General features: G+C 68.1%; 10 protein-coding genes. 4 read left to right on the top strand and 6 right to left on the bottom strand.

Annotated elements, in window-relative coordinates; all coding sequences use genetic code 11:
• Positions 1–22: 22 nt before the first annotated feature.
• From ASD47_RS19990 to ASD47_RS19980, 3 genes are all read left to right on the top strand, one after another.
• The gene (locus tag ASD47_RS19990; RefSeq protein ID WP_056760246.1) at positions 23–1,558 is read left to right on the top strand and encodes a tryptophan halogenase family protein; all 1,536 of its coding nucleotides are present in this window, start codon (positions 23–25) and stop codon (positions 1,556–1,558) included.
• A 259-nt stretch (positions 1,559–1,817) separates the two neighbouring features.
• The coding region (locus ASD47_RS19985; protein WP_156402343.1) for a glycoside hydrolase family 2 TIM barrel-domain containing protein at positions 1,818–5,051 on the top strand (3,234 nt) is incomplete at its 5' end.
• A 64-nt stretch (positions 5,052–5,115) separates the two neighbouring features.
• Positions 5,116–6,039 carry a family 43 glycosylhydrolase gene (locus ASD47_RS19980; protein ID WP_056760242.1) on the top strand — a complete coding sequence of 308 codons (924 nt, stop codon included), beginning with the start codon at positions 5,116–5,118 and terminating at the stop codon, positions 6,037–6,039.
• Positions 6,040–6,097: 58 nt separating this feature from the next.
• Here ASD47_RS19980 and ASD47_RS19975 read toward each other — a convergent pair whose 3' ends face one another.
• The 5 genes from ASD47_RS19975 to ASD47_RS19955 all read right to left on the bottom strand — a co-directional run bounded on the left by ASD47_RS19975 (position 6,098) and on the right by ASD47_RS19955 (position 14,720).
• Positions 6,098–7,666, bottom strand: coding sequence for a carboxylesterase/lipase family protein (locus ASD47_RS19975; protein ID WP_056760240.1), 1,569 nt, complete (start codon positions 7,664–7,666; stop codon positions 6,098–6,100).
• A 12-nt stretch (positions 7,667–7,678) separates the two neighbouring features.
• Entirely contained in the window at positions 7,679–9,652 is a 1,974-nt protein-coding gene (locus ASD47_RS19970) for a glycoside hydrolase family 3 protein (RefSeq protein WP_056760237.1), read from the bottom strand.
• Between the two features lie 64 nt (positions 9,653–9,716).
• Complete coding sequence (locus tag ASD47_RS19965; protein WP_056760235.1) at positions 9,717–11,909, bottom strand: TonB-dependent receptor; 2,193 nt, start codon at positions 11,907–11,909, stop codon at positions 9,717–9,719.
• A gap of 304 nt (positions 11,910–12,213) precedes the next feature.
• Positions 12,214–13,284 carry a LacI family DNA-binding transcriptional regulator gene (locus tag ASD47_RS19960; RefSeq protein ID WP_056760233.1) on the bottom strand — a complete coding sequence of 357 codons (1,071 nt, stop codon included), beginning with the start codon at positions 13,282–13,284 and terminating at the stop codon, positions 12,214–12,216.
• A 77-nt stretch (positions 13,285–13,361) separates the two neighbouring features.
• Complete coding sequence (locus ASD47_RS19955) at positions 13,362–14,720, bottom strand: glycoside hydrolase family 27 protein (protein ID WP_082564706.1); 1,359 nt, start codon at positions 14,718–14,720, stop codon at positions 13,362–13,364.
• A 311-nt stretch (positions 14,721–15,031) separates the two neighbouring features.
• Here ASD47_RS19955 and ASD47_RS19950 point away from each other — a divergent pair, with 311 nt between their 5' ends.
• Entirely contained in the window at positions 15,032–16,684 is a 1,653-nt protein-coding gene (locus tag ASD47_RS19950; protein ID WP_056760230.1) for an alpha-L-fucosidase, read from the top strand.
• A gap of 27 nt (positions 16,685–16,711) precedes the next feature.
• On the opposite strand, the gene ASD47_RS19945 is transcribed toward ASD47_RS19950, so the two are convergent.
• Positions 16,712–18,175, bottom strand: a complete 1,464-nt coding sequence (locus ASD47_RS19945; protein WP_056760228.1) for an efflux transporter outer membrane subunit — start codon at positions 18,173–18,175, stop codon at positions 16,712–16,714.
• Positions 18,176–18,240 lie beyond the last annotated feature (65 nt).

Raw genomic sequence — 18,240 nt, 5'->3', positions numbered from 1 at the left:
AAGACATGGTTCGATCGATCCGATGCTGACCGAAACTTCGCGCGAGAACGGACCGCTAAGGCGCATCGCCATCATCGGGGGCGGCGCCGCCGGCTGGATGGCCGCCGCGGCCCTGGCGCGCGTGCTCGGCCCTCGAGGCCCGGCGATCACCCTGGTCGAATCCGAGGAGATCGGCATCGTCGGGGTCGGCGAGGCGACCATCCCGCCCATCCGCGCCTTCAACGCCATGATCGGTCTCGACGAGGACGTCTTCGTCCGCGAGACCAAGGGCACGTTCAAGCTGGGCATCGAGTTCGTCGACTGGCGCCAGCGCGGCCACCGCTATTTCCACCCGTTCGGGGTCTATGGCCCCGACTTCGGCCCCACACCGTTCGAAGGCGCCTGGCGAAGGCTGCGCCAGGCTGGCCTGGGGCAGCCGCTGGAGACCTATTCGATCTGCGCCCAGGCCGCGGCGGCCGGGCGCTTCGCCCGTCCCCAGCCGGGCGCCGGCCCCCTGTCGCAACTGGCCTACGCCTTCCATTTCGACGCGACCCTCTACGCCAAGCTGCTGCGCGCCCACGCCGAGGCGGCCGGGGTCGTTCGCCGCGAAGGCAAGGTGGCCGCCGTCAACCTGCGGAGCGGCGACGGCTTCGTCGAGTCGGTGACGATGGAGGACGGCGAGCGGATCGCCGCCGACCTGTTCCTGGATTGCACGGGATTCCGCGCCCTGCTGATCGGCCAGGCGCTGGAGAGCCCGTTCGAGGACTGGGCGCGCTGGCTGCCCAACGACCGGGCCGTGGCCGTTCCGTCCGCCAACGCTGGCCCCCCGGCCCCTTACACCCGCTCGACCGCCCGCGAGGCCGGCTGGCAGTGGCGCATTCCGCTGCAGCACCGCACCGGCAACGGCTATGTCTTTTCCAGCCGCCATGTCTCCGAGGACGAGGCGACCGCCACCCTGCTGGCCCATCTCGACGGCGAGCCCCTGGCCGAGCCCCGGGTTCTGCGCTTCCAGGCCGGCCGCCGTCCGGCCGGCTGGGTCAAGAACGTCGTGGCCCTGGGCCTGGCCAGCGGCTTTCTGGAGCCGCTGGAATCCACCAGCATCCACCTGATCCAGGTCGGCATCGCCCGGCTGCTGGAAATGCTGCCGACCCGCGCCTTCGAACCCGCCGACGCCCGCCGCTACAACCGGCTGATGGCGACCGAGTTTAACGGCGTGCGCGACTTCCTGATCCTGCACTTCCACGCCACCGAACGACGCGACACGCCCTACTGGGAGCAGCTGGCCGGGATGTCCGTTCCCGACACCCTGCTCGAGCGGCTGCGCATCTATCGCGCGACCGGCCGGGTGTTCCGCGAGAGTGATGAGCTCTTCACCAAGACCAGCTGGCTGGCGGTGCTGGACGGGCAGGGGCCTGAGGTCGAGGGCGTCGAGCCGCTGGCCGAGGGCCTGCCGCTCGACCAGGTCGAAGCGCGGCTGGCGCGGATCGCCGAAGCGACGGCCCAGGCCGTCCGGCGGATGCCCGCCCAGGCCGACTTCATCCGCGCCCATGGCCAGGCCGGCGCGCCGGTGGCGGTTTGATCCAGAGTTTCGCCTGAAGTTTCACCTGAGTTTTGACTGACAGCCGGGGCGGGGCGCCCCATGAGAAGAGGTTCGCATGCGACGGGTTCTATTGGCGGGTTTCGCCTCGTTCGGACTGCTGACGGCGGCGCACGCCGACGACGGCCCCCGCGTTCAGCCGGTGCAGGTGGATGCGTCGCGTCCGGACTGGGAGAACCCGGCGGTGTTCGCGCGGGGCAAGCTGGCGGCCAGCGCCACGCACTTTGCGTTCGAGAGCCGNCAGCCGGTGCAGGTGGATGCGTCGCGTCCGGACTGGGAGAACCCGGCGGTGTTCGCGCGGGGCAAGCTGGCGGCCAGCGCCACGCACTTTGCGTTCGAGAGCCGCGAGGCGGCCCTGGCCGGCGACATGACCCGSTCGGCGCGCTACCAGTCGCTGGACGGGCCGTGGTCGTTCAGCTTTTCGCCGTCGTCGGACGCGGTTCCCGAAGGYTTCGAGAAGCCSGACTATGACGTCTCCAGCTGGAAGACCATCAAGGTCCCGGCCCTRTGGCAGACCGARGGCTATGACCAGCCGCGCTACAACAACATCACCTATCCGTTCCCGGCCAACCGGCCGCTGATCCCCCACGCCACCAATCCGGTSGGSTCGTATCGGCGCAGCTTYGAGATCCCGGCCGGCTGGAGCGGYCAGGCCGTGATCCTGCACATCGGCGCGGCCGGCTCGGCCTACCAGGTGTGGGTCAACGGCGTGGAGGCCGGCTATTCGGAAGACTCCAAGCTGCCCAGCGAGTTCGACGTCACCAAGCTGCTGAAGCCCGGCTCGGCCTACCAGGTGTGGGTCAACGGCGTGGAGGCCGGCTATTCGGAAGACTCCAAGCTGCCCAGCGAGTTCGACGTCACCAAGCTGCTGAAGCCGGGCCAGGCCAACATCGTCGCCATCCAGGTCCACCGCTGGTCGGATGGCTCCTACTTGGAGGACCAGGACTTCTGGCGGGTCTCGGGCATCGAGCGTTCGGTCTATCTGAAGGCCGTTCCCAAGGTCGCGGCCAGCGACCTGTTCGTCCATGCCGGCCTGGACAAGGCCTATCGCGACGGGGTGCTGTCGACCGACGTGGCCCTGGCCGCGCGCGACAAGCCGGTCATCGTGCGCATGAGCCTGCTGGACGGCGACAAGACCGTCCTGACCAAGGAAGCCAAGGTCGCGGCCGGCGCGGCCAGGGCCCAGACCCTGGCGGCCACGGTTCCCGGCGTGCGCCCGTGGACGGCCGAGACGCCCAACCTCTACACCCTGCTGGTCGAGGTGCTGGACACAAAGGGCCAGGTGATCCAGGCCACCCCGCAGCGCATCGGCTTCCGCACCGTGGAGATCAAGAACGGCCGGGTGGCGGTCAACGGCAAGCCGATCGTCATCCGCGGCGTCAATCGCCACGAGCACGATCCGGAGACCTTCCACGTGATCTCCGAGGCCAGCATGCGCCGCGACATCGAGCTGATGAAGCGCAACAACATCAACGCCGTGCGCACCTCGCACTATCCCAACGCCGAGCTCTGGTACGCCCTGGCCGACGAATACGGCCTCTATGTCATGGACGAGGCCGACATCGAGAGCCACGCCTACATGGGCTGGGGCAACGCCGATCCGTCACAGCGTGACAAGCGCCAGATCGGCTTCGACCCGGCCTGGGAACAGGCCCATGTCAGCCGCGTCATGAACATGGTCGAGCGCGACAAGAACCATCCGTCAGTGATCTTCTGGTCGCTGGGCAACGAGGCCGGCATCGGCCCCAACTTCGAGAAGGCCGCCGTCGCGGCCCGTAAGCGCGATCCTAGCCGCCTGATCTCCTACCTGGGCTGGGGCGCGCGGCCCTGGGAGCACGTGCCCAACACCTATGTCGACATCTATGCGCCGATGTACGACGACGTGACCAAGATGGTCGACTGGGCCACCGACCCCAGCCGCACCCAGCCCATGATCCAATGCGAGTACGCCCACATGCAGGGCAATTCCGGCGGCAACCTGAAAGACTACTGGGACACCATCTACAAGTACGACAAGCTGCAGGGCGGCTTCATCTGGGACTGGGTGGACCAGTCGATGTACCGCTACGCCAAGGACGGCCGGCGCTACTGGGGCGACGGCGGCGAATACGGACCCAACCCCGGCGGCGAAGTCGAGTTCGGCGACGGCGTGATCCAACCCGACCGCACGCCCAATCCCCAGTTCTACGAAGTCGGCAAGGTGCTCTCGCCGATCCAGTTCTCGGCTTTTGAACCGGCCACCGGCCGCATCACCGTGACCAACCGCCACGACTTCCGCGACCTGTCGGGCTTCGACTTCGACTGGACGCTGGAAGAGAACGGCGTGGCGATCGCCTCGGGCCAGCTGCCGGCCTTGGCGACCGCCGCCCGCGCCAGCCAGACGTTCGCCCTGCCGCTACCGGCCCTGCCAGCGAAGCCCGGCGCGGAGTACTTCGTCACCGTGCGCGCCAAGGCCAAGGCCGGCGCCGTGCCCCTGACCCCAGCCGGCCACGTCGTAGGCTGGGAGCAGTTCGCCGTCTCGGCGACGCCGGCTCCGGCCGTGGCCCGCTCGGGCGCGGTCTCGCTGGCCGAGACCGGCGCGGCGATCACCGCCTCGGCGGCCGGCGCGACCCTGACCATCGATAAGACCACCGGCCTGGTCGAGGCCTACGCCAAGGACGGCCTCGTCCTGGCCAAGGGCGGCCAGCCCAACTTCTTCCGCGCCGAGACCGACAACGACACGGGGACCGGCCTCACGGCCCAGCAACGCCCCTGGCAAGCGATGACCGAGCAGCGCCAAGTGCGGTCCGTCACTGTCCGTCCTGTTGATGGTGGCGGCCAGATCGTCGTGGAGCATGCGCTCGGGGCCGGCGCGGCGCGGTTCGTCACGACCTACACCATGGCCGGAGATGGAAGCGTGGCGGTGGCAGGCGAGCTCACGCCCTTGAAGGACGACCTGCCGCCGCCCGTGCGGGTCGGGCTCTGGTATTCGGTTTCCGCCAGCCTGAAGACCGTCGAGTGGTACGGCCGCGGTCCGCACGAGACTTATGTCGACCGCTACACCTCGGCCCCGATTGGCCTGTGGCGCGGGGCGATCGCCGAGCAGAACCACGACTATATGCGGCCCCAGGACACCGGCAACAAGATCGACATCCGCTGGATGGAACTGAGCGGCCAAGGGCGTGGCGTGCGGGTGGCCGCCGACAAGCCCCTGATGATGACGGCCCTGGCCTTCCCCTACCAGGACCTCTACCGCCGCGCGCCGGGGACCTGGAAATCGACCGACATCGTTCCCCACGGGGACGGGACCCTGCTGGTCGATTCGGCCCAATGGGGGATCGGCGGCGACACCACCTGGAACAGCTTCGGCCTGCCGCACATGAAATACCGCACCAGGCTGGCGCCCACCCGGGTCAGCTTCCGCCTGGAGCCGTTCGCCGGCGATGGAACCTCGCCCGACAAGGCCCGCACCGCCGAGGCGACGCCGCCGCAATAGCGGTCCATCCGCCGCATCGCCTGCTATGGTCCATCACCGCAGTCGCCGAGTTCAAGGAGTCCCCATGCACCGTTTCGCCCTCCTCCTCGCCGCCCTGCTGGCGGGACCGGCTCTGGCCGGCGAGCCGATCAGCCCACGTTTCAACGCCGATCCTTCGCCGCACGCGTTCAAGGGCGGCTACTATCTCTACGCCACCGACGACGCGTCCAATTCGGGGACCTATTGGGACTCGACCACCTGGCGGCTTTACACCTCCAAGGACCTGAAGACCTGGAAGGACGGCGGCGCGTTCCTGGGCGTATCGGTGTTCAAGTGGGCCAAGCCTGACGCCAAGGCCTGGGCGCCCGAGGCGGCCTATCGCAACGGCAAATACTACTTCTATGCCCCGGTCGGCGGCGACAAGATCGGCGTGGCCGTGGCCGACCGCCCCGAGGGGCCGTTCCACGACGCCATCGGCGCCCCGCTGGTCGACAAGGCGCGGGACGCCAACGCCGGGGCCGAGCCGATCGACCCGCAGGTCCTGATCGACGACGACGGCCAGGCCTACATGGTGTTCGGCACCCGTGTGCCCAAGATCGTCAAGCTGGGCGCGGACATGAAGAGCCTGGCCGGACCGATCCAGGACATCGCCGTCACCGGCTTCCCGTCGGACGATCCAAAGAAGAAGTATGGCGAGGCGCCCTTCCTGCACAAACGCCAGGGCGTCTACTACTTCAGCTTCTCGACCGGCTGGCCGGGCCAGATCGTCTACGCCACGTCGAAGAGCCCGAAGGGCCCCTACGCCTATCGGGGCGTGATCCTCGACTACCTGAAGATCTCGACTAACCACCAGGCGATCCTGCAGGACAAGGGCAAGACCTGGTTCTTCTACCACGACGCCTTGTTGCCCGGCGGCGGAAGCCATCGCCGTTCGATCGCCATCGAACCGCTGAGCTATGCGCCGGACGGCTCGATCCTCGAGGTGCGTCCCAAGCCGCCGACGCGATAGTCCCTCCGGTCAAGAGCGCTCCGTGGCGGCCGGTGGCGCCGGGAACACGCTCACGGACCTAGCCTCCGGGAATAGAGGCCTCCACCAGGTCCAGCCGCGCCTTGAGCGGATCGGGGCCAACCTTCACCCTGTCATTGGCGAAGTCGATGATCGTATCGCTCGGGGCGTCGTACTTCGGCCATTCCGGCTGCCCCGCGACCTCCGGTTCGCCCTTGGCGGCGAAGGCGATCCAGTAGGCGTGGGCGGCCTTGGCCGCCGCGGCGTCGGCCGGGGTCAGGGCCGCGCCATAGCGGGCGTCGACGGTGTCGAACACGAACGGGATCTCGGTGGCGTGCGGCGCGCCCCACCAGTCCTTGCGCTGGCTTTCGGCCACATAGGAGAATCGGTACTGCCAGACCGGCGCGCCCTGGGCTGACAGGGTGCGGGCGATCTTTCGCGACGGCTCGATGAACATCCGGTCGCCGGCCGCCTTCCAGCCGTAGACCTTGATGTCCTCCTTGCCGGTCGGGTCGTAGACGGCCTCGGCGGCGGCGCGCTGGTCGCCGAACGGCGCGAACACCTGGTCGCGGGTCCCGCCGAAGAAGAAGCCGTCGGCGCCGGTGGCGCCGACCATCACCGGCATCTTGCTCCAGGCGCCGGCGGCGTACGCGGCCAGCGGCTCGCGCGCCAGGATCTTGCCGTCGATCATCGGCCCGCCGCCCCAGGTGGGGGTGCCCGCGGTGGCCATGTTCAGGCCGTCGACCACGGCGTCGGCCGGCAGGGCGCGAAGGGCCGCCAGCGCTTCGGGCCCCTCCCCGCTGACGCCGGCCTTGGCGGCGAAGGCCAGGCCCGCGCTCTCGGCCGAGCGCTCGCCATTGGCGGCCCGCAGCGGCAGGGTCGGCAGCAGCCTCGGCCGGCCGCCGCCCGACTGGATGATCGCCTTGTGGAACAGCCCCTTGGCCAGCGGCGAGGTCAGCAAGTCGTGCACCGACACGCCGCCGGCCGATTCCCCGAAGACCGTAACGTTGCCCGGGTCGCCGCCGAACGCGGCGATGTTGTCGCGCACCCATTTCAACGCCGCGATCTGGTCGAGCAGCGCATAGTTGCCCAGCAGCCCGCCGTCGGCGTTCGCGGCGGTCAGGGCCGGGTGGGCGAAGAAGCCGAAGCGCCCGACCCGATAGTTGAAGCTGACCAGCACCACGCCGTCGCGCGCGAAGCGATCGCCGGAATAGACCGCCGGCGAGGAGCCGCCGTTGACGAAGCCGCCGCCGTAGATCCAGACCATCACCGGCCGCTTGGCCTTGGCCTTTTCAGCCCCGGCGGGCGTCCAGACATTGGCGTAGAGGCAATCCTCCGCCGGCTTGACGCCCAGGGGCGCGGCGTCGCCGGGGAACGGGTTCTGCATGCAGTCCGGGCCGTAGGCCGCGGCCGAACGCACGGCCGTCCAGGCGGCGGGCGGCTGGGGGGCGCGCCAGCGCAGCTCGCCCACGGGCGGCGCGGCGAACGGCACGCCCTTGAAGGCGTCAACGCCGTCGGCCTGCCGGCCGGCGATGGGACCGTGGGTCGTCTTGACCACGGGATCCGCGGCGAAGGCCGAGGTCGACACGAGATTGGCGGCTGCGAAGGCGATCAGGGCATGGCGGTGCATGGGGCGCGTTCCTTAGTAGGTCAGGCCATAGTGTATCGGATAGAGCGGTTTGGCGGAGTCGTGAGGGGCGTCCTCGGCCTGGGCCTCGACGGCGGCCATCGACGAGGGCAGTTCGAACGGCAGGCGACCTCGCGGCGCGACCACGCCGGTCAGCGCGTCGAGCAGGGCGTCGTCGCTGGCTCCGAAATCGCCGACCAGGGCCGTGGCCTTGTCCCTGACGTTGGTCAGGATGGCTGGGCGGTCGAGATAGACGCTGACGATGGTCGGAACCTTGGCCGAGGCGGCCTTGATCGCCTCGTAGTCGGCGGCGCCGTCCTTGAACGACAGGTCGCCCTCATGCTGGCGACTGCCGAAGGTGTAGTTCGGGTGCAGGGTCTGGAACGGCGTCACCGTGCGGATGATCGCCAGGTCGGCCTGGGCCAGGTCGGTCACCGGCGTCAGGCCGTGGGCCCTGGCGACCTCGGCCGAGACGCCCATCAGCCAGACCTTACGCCCGGCGCCCTTCAGAGGCAGCAGCCCGTTGCGGTTCTCCAGCAGCGTCAGCGCCCGGCTCTGGGCGGCGCGGCCTTCGGCGACGAAGGCCGGCGCCCCGACGACCGCCTCGGCGGCCTTCGGATCGACATAGGGGCTCTCGAACAGGCCCTGCTCGAACTTGACCGTCAGGATGCGACGCACCGACTGGTCGATCCGCGCAGGCGTGATCTTGCCGGCCCGGACGGCGGCGACCAGTTCGGCGGTGTCCTCGACCCCACCGAACTGGTCGAGCCCGGCATTGACGCCCTTGGCGTAGCGGTCGACCTTGCTCAGCCCTTCGACGCCCCAAGCGGTGGAGAATCCTTCGAAATTGGGCGCCTGACCGGTCGGAAAGCCGTTCCGGCAGGTCTGGCCGCAGTCGTTGGTGATCGCCCAGTCCGAGATGACCAGGCCCTTGAAGCCGTGCTCGCCACGCAGAAGGTCGGTCAGCAGTTGCCGGCTGAAGCCCGCCCCGACGGGGTCGAGCGGCTTGCCGTCGAGCGTGACGCCCTGGAGGATCGCGTAGGTCGGCATAACGCCCACGACGCCCGCCGCGAAGGCCTCGTCGAACGGCTTGACGTGCTGGTCGAACTGGCCAGCCGGGAACACGGCGTAGCGGCCATAGTGGTTGTGGCCGTCGAAGCCCTTGGCCGAGGCGCCGTAGCCGACCCAGTGCTTGACCACGGCCGAGACGCCGTCGGCCGCCAGACCCGTGTCGCTGCCCTGGAAGCCCTGGACGTAGGCCTTGACCATGGTCCCGACCAGTACAGGGTCCTCGCCGAACGTGCCGTTGATCCGCGACCAGCGCGGCTCGGTGGCCAGGTCGGCCATCGGCGACAGCGCCTGGTGGATGCCGACCGCGCGATATTCCTTCCGGGCCACTTCGCCGAAGCGCCGGGTCAGGGCTGGATCGCCGATCGCCGCCAGGCCGGTCGCCTCGGGCCATTGCGAGAAGCCCCCAGAGGTCACGCTGGCGCCGGCGGTGAACTGGAAATGGTTGCGGGGATCGGTGCTGATCGTCACCGGTATGCCCAGGCGCGTGTCCTCGGCCAGGGCCTGGAGGGCGTTGTTCTGCTCGGCCAGCGTCGCCGGTGCGCCCGACAGGCGGGTGATGAAGGTCTCGACGTGGCGCGACTGGATCAGCGGCGCGGCCTTGTCGAGGTCGTAGCCGGCGCCGATCCCGGCGACGCCCAGCGGGCCCCTCGCCGGTACGGTGCCGTGCATCATCGCGCCGGCCTTTTCGTCCAGCGTCATGCGGGCGGTCAGGTCGGCGGCGCGCCGGTCGGGATCCAGCCGCCAGTCCTCGTAGGGCGAAAGCTTCCCGTCGCGGTCGAGGTCGCGGAACTTCAGCCCGTCGGCCACGATCGTTGCGCCGCTACGGGAGCCCAGCAGGGGCTGAGCGGGAGCAGCGATGGCGGCGGGCCCCAGAGCGACGGCGGCAATCGTCAGGAGCAGGCGGCGAAGCTGGGGCATGCGGACGCTCAAAGAAGAAGAAAGCCCCCGGCGGGCAGGTCCGCCGGGGGTGACAGGTGGTGATCTAGAAGGTCACGCCCAGGCGCACGCCGTAGGTGCGCGGCGGCGCGTAGAAGTCCGCGTTGCCGTTCGTGGCCAGGCCGGTGGTGGCGTTCGGCGATGAAGCGGTGCGGACGTCCTCGTTCTCGATGTTCCGCACATAGCCTTGCAGGGTCCAGCGGTCGTCGGCGCTGGCGTAGGTCAGGCTGACGTCGCTCTTGGTGAAGCTGTCCTGATGGTTCTGCGCGAAGCCGTGATATTCGAGGTTCTTGCCGCTTTCGTAGTGGGTCTGGACGCGTCCGGTGAGCGTGCCGCCGAACGACAGATCCCAGACGTGCTGATAGCCGAAGTTCACCGTCCAGGCCGGGGTGCGCGCCATGCGGCAACCGGAGAAATCGGTCGAGCGCGGGGCGGCGGCGGCGAAGTTGGCGGTGTAGCAGCCCACCACCGAAGCGTTGGTGTTGTTGTTGGCGAAGGCGTCGCCCAGCGGCAGCACGAAGTCGGTGTATTCGGCGTGGATCCAGCCCAGCGTGGCGTCGATCCGGTCGTGCTCGGTCAGCACGAGGTTGCTTTCCAGCTCCAGGCCATAGACCCGCGCCTTGTCAGCATTCAGCGTGACCGTGGCGTTCTGGCCGGCGATCACCCCGACCGCCGAGACCTGGAAGTCCTTGTAGTCGTAGAGGAAGGCCGAGGCGTTCAACTGCAGGCGGTTGTCGAGGAAGCGGTTCTTCACCCCGGCCTCGTAGGAGGTGATCTTCTCCGGCTCGTAGGTGTTCTGGCCGACGCCGTCGAAGTAGCCCCCGGCCTTATAGCCGGTGGCGACATTGGCGTAGAGCATCGAGTCCGGCGTGAGGTCGAAGTCGGCGCCGAGCTTCCAGTTGGTGGCGTCCCACTTGGCGTCGGCGACGTTGAGCACCACGGTCGAGGTGATGGCGCCGGCCGCGTTGGTCAGGAAGGTGCCGCCGTTGCGAGCCTTCTGATCCTCAGTGTAGCGCAGGCCCGCCGTGAGCCGCAGGCGGTCCGTCACCGCATAGGTCCCCTGGCCGAACGCCGCCCAGGATTCCGCCGTCACTTCCGGCTGGATGAAGGACAGGTAGGAATTGGTCGCCAGGAACACCCGGAAGTCGACATTGTTGTCTTCGGTGAAGCGGTACAGGCCCACCACCCACTTCAGGTCGCCTGTCTCGCCGCCCAGCCGCAATTCGTGCGACCAGGTGTGGTCCTTGCCCTTGAAGTAGTTGGGCGCGCCGGTGCTGGCGTTCTCGCCGTTGCGGTCCAGGCGCGAGAAGTTGTAGCCCATCAGGTAGGTCAGGGTCGCGAAGCCCAGGTCCCAGTTGGCCTCACCGCCGGTGCTGAAGAACCGGTTGTTGCGATAGAGGTTGACCGAGCAGTTGCAGGTCCACGGATCGCCGGTCACCCGCGCGGTGCCGTAGGTCTGGTCGCCCCCGCCGGCCCCGCCCTGGTGCAGGTAGTCGGCGGTCAGCCGTACCGAGAACACGTCGCTGGGCTTCCAGAGCGCCTGCACCCGCGCCGACTTATCGTCCTGGTCGTAGCGATCGTTGCCGCCCGTGCCCGGACCGCTGTTGAGAGCGGTGACATAACCGTCGTGACGGCTCTGTTGGAAGGCGGCGCGCACCGCCAGGGTTTCGCCGACCGGAATATTGACCGCGCCGCTGGTGGTCAGGGCGCCGTAGTTGCCGACGTCCACCGATCCATAGCCTTCGTAGTCGCCGAGCTTGGGCTTCTTGGTGATGACGTTGATCGCGCCGGCCGTGGCGTTGCGACCGTACAGCGTGCCCTGCGGGCCGCGCAGCACTTCCACCCGGTCGATGTCGTAGAACAGCGAGCCCACCGACGTGGAGCGCGCGATGTAGATGCCGTCGATGTGGTACGCCACCGCCGGGTCGCCGACCTCGGTGGTGTTGGTGCTGCCGATGCCGCGCAGGAAGATCTGGGCCGCGCCGCCGCCGCTGGAGGTGATCTGCAGGGCCGGCACCTGGCTGCCCAGGTCGACCACCGACTTGATCCCTTGGGACTCCAGCTTCTCGCCGGTCACAGCGGACACGGTCAGCGGCGTCTTTTGAAGATTTTCGCTGCGACGCTGGGCGGTGACCACCACCTCGTCGAGCTGAACCTGGGCTGTATCCTGAGCGTACGCCGTCGGCGCGTGAAGCCCGACGATCGCCACCGCGGTCGAAGCGAAAAGCATGATGCGCATGTTGTTCCCCTTTCCTGCGCGAGGCCGTCCGGAGCCGACGCGAATGCGTCGGCCGGTGAACCGGCCTCCTGACGGACGTCGCGAGCGACGACCGATTGTTTCCTCCGCCCCTGTCCCGGGGCTTTGATCGACATGATCGCAATGCACTGAATGCGTACGACAACGTTGTCTTAATTAGACATCACGCTACGACAACGTTGTCTATCGATTTTTCAAAGACACCGCTGTCTGGAATTTTAGTTCCCGAATTAAGGGGATCTTGGAGTTGTACTTCTAGGATTCAGCCGCACACGGCAACGAAGTACTACAACCCAGAAGTAGATTTACGCGGGGAAGCGGTCGAGGCGCGGTCCACGACACGGTAGTCCAGCTGCCGCACCAGGGTTCGGCCACGGAATCGCTTGTCTCCGAAACCATCGATCAGCATGTCGGCCGCCGCCTCCGCCATCTCCGCTACGGGCTGGTGAACCGTCGTCAATCGCGGCCACGCCGACGCCGCGACGGGGCTGTCGTCGAATCCCACAACAGAGAGCGAGCCGGGCACCGACAGCCCGCGCTTGGCGGCGGCGGCTAGGACGCCCACCGCCATGCCGTCATTGGCCGCGAAGATCGCCGTCGGCGGATCGGAAAGGTCCAGCAACCGCTCCGCCGCCTCAAAGCCGGAGAGGCTTTCGAAGTCTCCGGACTGGATCAAGTCGGCGCAGGGCGTAACGCCGCGAGCGCCCAAGGCGGCCAGATAGCCGTGGCGGCGGCGGGTGGCGGCGGTGTGCTCCGGCGGTCCGTCGATGAACGCGATCCGCCTGTGGCCAAGGTCCAGGAGCCGATCGGTGATCTGGCGGGCCGCCAACATGTCGTCCATGAACACATAGGGCGAACGGCCAAAGTCGCCGCCGGGCGCGATGCGGACATAGGCCAGGCCGTGACTCTCGACGACGTTGAGCAGTTCCGGATCGTCGCAGACGGGCGGCGTCAGGATCAGGCCATCGAAGCGGCCGGCGCGCAGGGTCTGGATCAGCGTCTCGCGGGCGCCGTCGACGCCCTCCCCGACCTGCTCGACCACCAGCTGGTAGCCGGCCCGGCGGCAGGCGCGCATCGCGCCCGCCTGGATCTCGCCGATATAATGGTAGGCGCCCATCCTCAGGAAGATCACGCCGATCAGGTAGCTGCGCCGGCTGGACAGCAGGCGAGCGGCCACGTTGGGCCGATAGCCGAGCCGAGCGATCAACGCCTCGATCCGGGCGCGAGCCTCCGGCCCGACCCCGTCCTCGCGATTGATCACTCGGGAGACCGTCTTGATCGAAACGCCCGCCTCCCGGGCGATGTCGACGATCGTGACGCCTTCCGCCCCCTCCCCCTTCGGTCCTCGTCTTTGCATGATCGCAGCCTAGCGGAGTTGCGAATGGGAAGCGAGTTGGCCATCACGGCCGTGCTCGCTCCCCATCAGGACCGCCTTCAGCCAAGGCGATACAGGCCGGCGCCGTGCGAAGGCAACTGCACCGAGAAGCGCCCCGCGGCCTTGCCAAGATCGCGGCCCGTCCAGAGATCCCGCACCGTCGCCGAGGCCGGCAAGCCGACGATCTTCAGATCGACTCCGACCTCGCGCGGCGTCTCGCCCGTGTTGAACAGCGCCAGATAGGCGTCGCCATTGTTCGCCTTGGCCGTCCAGACGCGCATGCCGTCCTCGACGAAATGCGGGCGGTTGTCGCGCGAAGCCTGATTGACGGCGATGACCTCGGGATTGGTCAGCAGGGCCTTGGTCGGCGCGTCGAGGTGGCGGAGGTCCCCGCCCATGATCAGCGGCGAGCGGGCGATCGACCACAGCGTCATCAGGGTGCGCTGTTCGTCGGGGGTGAACTTGGTGTCGCGCTCGCCCAAGGCCAAGCGGCCCAACGGCAGCATGTCTGCGTCGGGCCAGCCGCCGTCACCCATGTAGGGCGACCAGTTTTCCAGCCGGGTGAACTGGGCGTCCAACATCCTCCAATCGTCCCAGAAGTCGTCCGAGATCCGCCACATCTGGGCGTGCTGGCGGGCGTGGGCGCCGCGCACGACCGGGGTCTCGCCTGGCGACATGGACAGGATCATCGGTCGGCCGGTCCGGCCAATGGCGCGGTGAATCGCCTCGATCTCGGCCATGTGGGAGTCATAGGGACGGCTGAGGTCGTCGACCTTGACGAAGTCCACGCCCCACGACGCCAGCAATGCAAAGACGCTATCGTAATAGGCCTGGGCGCCCGGCTTGCTCATGTCGACCCCGTACATGTCGGGGTTCCACGGACAGGTGCTGTGCTTGTCGACGATGTCGGCCACGCTGATGTTCGTGCCCAGGACCTTCAGGCCGCGCTCGACCGCCAGGCGCGGGGCGCCGCGCATCAGATGAACGCCGAATCGCAGGCCGAGAGCGCGAACCTGGTCGGCCAGCGGCTTGAAACCCTTGCCGTCGGCGCTGGACGGGAAGCGGTTCGGAGCGGGCAGCAGCCGGCCGTGATCGTCCAGCGTCGGGACCGGCTTGGCGGCGTAGGTATAGCTGCTGGCGCCAGGCTCGTACCACTGGATATCGACGGTCAGGATGTCGTAGCCGGCGGGCCGCAGTTCGCGAGCCATGATCGTCGCCTGCTCGAGCGTCTGGGCTTCGTTGATCGTCGTGGCGAAGCTGTTCCAACTGTTCCAGCCCATCGGCGGAGTCGGCGCCAGGAGCGGCCTCTTCGCCGCCGGCGGCTTCGGGGCCGGCTTGGTCGCTGCGACGGCGGGCAGCGCCGCACCTAGCGCCGCGGAGGCGCCCAGCAAGCCGCGACGGCTCAAGTTCTTGTTCATTTGGGCTTCCTCGGCGTCCTGCAGAAGGGGCGCAATGCCTGGGGGCAACGCCCTTCCTTTATCTGATGGCGCAAGAGCTACAGCCGACCGATAGCGTCATCAAGAGATATTGTCTGACTATATCGCACCTCGGTGTGCCTGGCCAAGGCTCCCCCCACAGGCGTCATCAACGCACATTTGGAACGGCGCGCGCCGGGTGGTTTGCACATGACAAAGCTTGAACGCACCCTGGGCCTCGGCCCGCGCCTTGACAACTCAGACAAATCATATTTGAAATTCTATTCAAGGATAAAAACCAAGGGAGAGGAACGATGACGCCGACAAGACGTGCGCTGTTCCAGGGCAGCGCCGCAGCCAGCCTGATCGGCGCCGCCCCCGCATTGGCCTCGGACCTGGTCCCGACAGGCTTTGACCAGATCGCCAAGGGCCCGTTCAAGCCCAACTGGGATTCGCTCGCGGCTGGATATCGAACGCCGGACTGGTTTCGCGACGCCAAGTTCGGGCTATGGGCCCACTGGGGCGCCCAATGCGTGCCGGAAGCGGGCGACTGGTACGCCCGCAGCATGTACATGCCCGGCCAGCCCGCCTACGACCATCACCTGAAGACCTATGGCCACCCGGCCGATACCGGCTTCATGGACATCTATCCCCAATGGCGGGCTGAAAACTGGAATCCTGACGACCTGCTGGATCTCTATGCCAAGGCCGGCGCGAAATACTTCGTGGCCATGGCGAACCATCACGACAACTTCGACGCCTACCAGTCCAGGTTCCACGACTGGAACGCGGTCCGCCTGGGTCCCAAGAAGGATATCATCGGCCTGTGGGCCAAGGCCGCTCGCAAGCGGGGCTTGCGCTTCGGCGTCTCCAACCATTCCGCCCACGCCTGGCACTGGTTCCAGACGGCTTACGGCTACGACCCCGAGGGCCCGCGCAAGGGGCAACGCTACGACGCCTTCAAGCGCTTCGCAGCGGACGGTCGCGGTAAATGGTGGGAGGGGCTGGATCCGCAGCAGCTCTATGGCGGCCCGGTCATGCCGTTGCCCGACGGTTTCGACACGATCGCCGACGCCAACAAATGGCACGAAGCCAACGATCGGGTCTGGAGCGAAAAGGCCCCGCTGAACAATCCAGCCTTCACGCGCCAATGGTATCTGAGGTGCAAGGACTTGATCGACAGCTACAAGCCCGATCTCGTCTATTTCGACAATTTCGACCTGCCGCTCGAACAGGCGGGCCTGGACATCGCCGCCCACTACTACAACGCGTCGCTTCAGTGGCGCGGGAAACTCGACGCGGTAATCAACATCAAGCCCCACGACGCCCATCGCCCAGGCATCGTCGCCGACGTCGAGCGGGGCATGCGCAGCGAGATCAGCCCCGAGCCCTGGCAGACCGACACCTGCATCGGCGACTGGCACTACAATCGGCGCCTCTTCGAGGAGAAGCGCTATCTGCCCGCGGCCGAGGTCATTCATCGGCTCTGCGACATTGTCTCGAAAAACGGCAATCTGCTGCTCAGCATTCCGGTACGCGGCGATGGAACGATCGACTCCGAGGAGCGGCGGATCGTCGAGGAGATCGGCGTCTGGATGGGTCGCTTCTCCGACGCCATCTACGCGACACGCCCCTGGACGATCTTCGGCGAAGGGCCGACGGCCGTGGCCGCCGGCATGTTCAGCGAGGGCAAGCAGAAGCCTTTCACGCCGCAGGACATTCGGTTCACCACCAAGAACGCCGCGCTATACGCCATTACCTTGGGGCGACCGGAGGGCGGGCAAGTCGTGGTCCGCAGCCTGGCCAAGGACGGCGGGCACGCCAAGGGTCCAGTGCGGCGTGTAACCCTGGCCGGCGACAAGACGCCCCTGCCGTTGCGCCAAGACCGGACGGGCCTGCACGTGACCTTGCCCGACGGCGCCCTGCATCCGTTCGGGATCGCGCTCAGGATCGATGGTGTCTTGTAGCGAAGCGCGCCGAACGCCGTGGCGTCTCTACCCAGCGTCCGCGCCGGAAGGATCGCGCCAGCCGCCGCCCAGGGCCTGGAAGGAACGGATCGCCGCGCGGGCGGCTTCCGTTCGAGCCTGGGCCCTGGCGTCGCGGACGGCGAGCAGGCGCGCATCGGCGTCCAGCACCTCGATCAGGCTGACAACGCCGCCGCCGTAGGCGGCCTGCGAGGCGGCTCTGGCCTTAGCCAGTGACGCTTCGCCAGCCGCCAGGGTGCGCTCCTGGCTCTCGCGCTTGACGAGACTGGAGAAGGCGCTCTCCACGTCCTCGGTCGCGCGCAGAACCGATTGCTGGTAGGCGGCCAGAGCCTCCGCCTTCTGGCCGCGCGCCGCGGCCACCTCGGCGCCGACGCGGCCGAAGTCGAACAATCGCCAGCGCAGGCCAAGCACGCCCTGGGCCTGGTTGGCCGGCCCTTCGAACAGGGCGCTGCTGCTGGTGGTGGCTGTGCCCACCAGGCCGCTGAGCGAAAACTTCGGGAAATATTGCGAAATCGCCGAACCGACCTGCGCATTGCTGGCGCGCAGCCGTTGCTCGGCGACGACGAGGTCCGGGCGACGGCGCAGCAGTTCGGCGGGGCCTCCCGCGTCGGCAAGGCCGGGCGCCGTGGGAATGGCCGTCACCGTGGCCAGTTCGGCCCGATAGGTTCCTGGCTGCGCGCCTTGAATGACGTCCATGGCGTTGAGCGCCGCCTCCAGTCCCTCCTCGAGGACGGGAAGGCTGGCGCGCGTCTGTTCCAGCGCGCCAACGGCCTGCTGCAGCTGCAGGTCCGCGGCGACGCCCTGCTCGCGCTGCAGGCGGACCGTCTCGACCAGCCGCGTCTGGGTCTCGACCTGGCCGCGCGCGATCGCGAGCCGTTCCTGCAGCCCACGAACCAACACGTAGGTGTCCGCCGTCTGGGCGGCGACGGCCAGGCGCGCGGCGGCCACCCCGGCCTCAGCCGCTCTGTACTGCGCCAGGGCCGCCTCGCGATCGCGGCGGCCGCCGCCGAAGACGTCGAGCTCCCAGCCGGCGACCAGATCGCCTTCGTAGAGTTCGCCCTCGCGGTCGAAATTCGGCGTGGCGGCGAGAAGTCGCCCCGTCGGGGTCTGGGTCGAAGCGTGAACCTTGGCGCCGCTGGCCTGGACCGAGGCGGACGGCAGCAGGGCCGCGGTCGCCGCGCGCACGCCCGCCCGCGCCTGGGCGACCCGCGCGCCCGCCTGAGCCAGATCAAGGTTTTGCGCCAAGGCCCGATCGACAAGGCGGTCGAGCACCGGATCGTTGAAGCCGCGCCACCACGCATCGGTCGATGCGCTCGTCGCCGGTGCGGCCGACCGGGCCTCGACGGCCTTGGCCCCCATGAAGACCCGCGGCGAGGCGATCTTCGGCGCGACATAGTCTGGGCCGACCGCGCATCCGGCGAACAGGGCGGAACTGGCCGCGATGGAAAGAACCGGGAAGACGGCGGAGCGCATGGGACCACTCGCTACGAATGACGAAACTTGGTTGTGACTAAATTCTAATATCGTCACCAGTTTGT

This window comes from Caulobacter sp. Root1472 (assembly GCF_001426985.1).
Taxonomy (GTDB): Bacteria; Pseudomonadota; Alphaproteobacteria; order Caulobacterales; family Caulobacteraceae; genus Caulobacter; species Caulobacter rhizosphaerae.
The sequence above is the reverse complement of the archived record's forward strand: the minus strand, read 5'-3'. Positions and strand labels throughout refer to the sequence as shown.

What these genes read in the sequence shown, in the direction of transcription:
- ASD47_RS19990 (WP_056760246.1), top strand. Translation starts at nt 23, where the DNA reads ATGCTGACCGAAACTTCGCGCGAGAACGGACCGCTAAGGCGCATCGCC.
- ASD47_RS19980 (WP_056760242.1), top strand. Translation starts at nt 5,116, where the DNA reads ATGCACCGTTTCGCCCTCCTCCTCGCCGCCCTGCTGGCGGGACCGGCT.
- ASD47_RS19975 (WP_056760240.1), bottom strand. Translation starts at nt 7,666, where the DNA reads ATGCACCGCCATGCCCTGATCGCCTTCGCAGCCGCCAATCTCGTGTCG.
- ASD47_RS19970 (WP_056760237.1), bottom strand. Translation starts at nt 9,652, where the DNA reads ATGCCCCAGCTTCGCCGCCTGCTCCTGACGATTGCCGCCGTCGCTCTG.
- ASD47_RS19965 (WP_056760235.1), bottom strand. Translation starts at nt 11,909, where the DNA reads ATGCGCATCATGCTTTTCGCTTCGACCGCGGTGGCGATCGTCGGGCTT.
- ASD47_RS19960 (WP_056760233.1), bottom strand. Translation starts at nt 13,284, where the DNA reads ATGCAAAGACGAGGACCGAAGGGGGAGGGGGCGGAAGGCGTCACGATC.
- ASD47_RS19955 (WP_082564706.1), bottom strand. Translation starts at nt 14,720, where the DNA reads ATGAACAAGAACTTGAGCCGTCGCGGCTTGCTGGGCGCCTCCGCGGCG.
- ASD47_RS19950 (WP_056760230.1), top strand. Translation starts at nt 15,032, where the DNA reads ATGACGCCGACAAGACGTGCGCTGTTCCAGGGCAGCGCCGCAGCCAGC.
- ASD47_RS19945 (WP_056760228.1), bottom strand. Translation starts at nt 18,175, where the DNA reads ATGCGCTCCGCCGTCTTCCCGGTTCTTTCCATCGCGGCCAGTTCCGCC.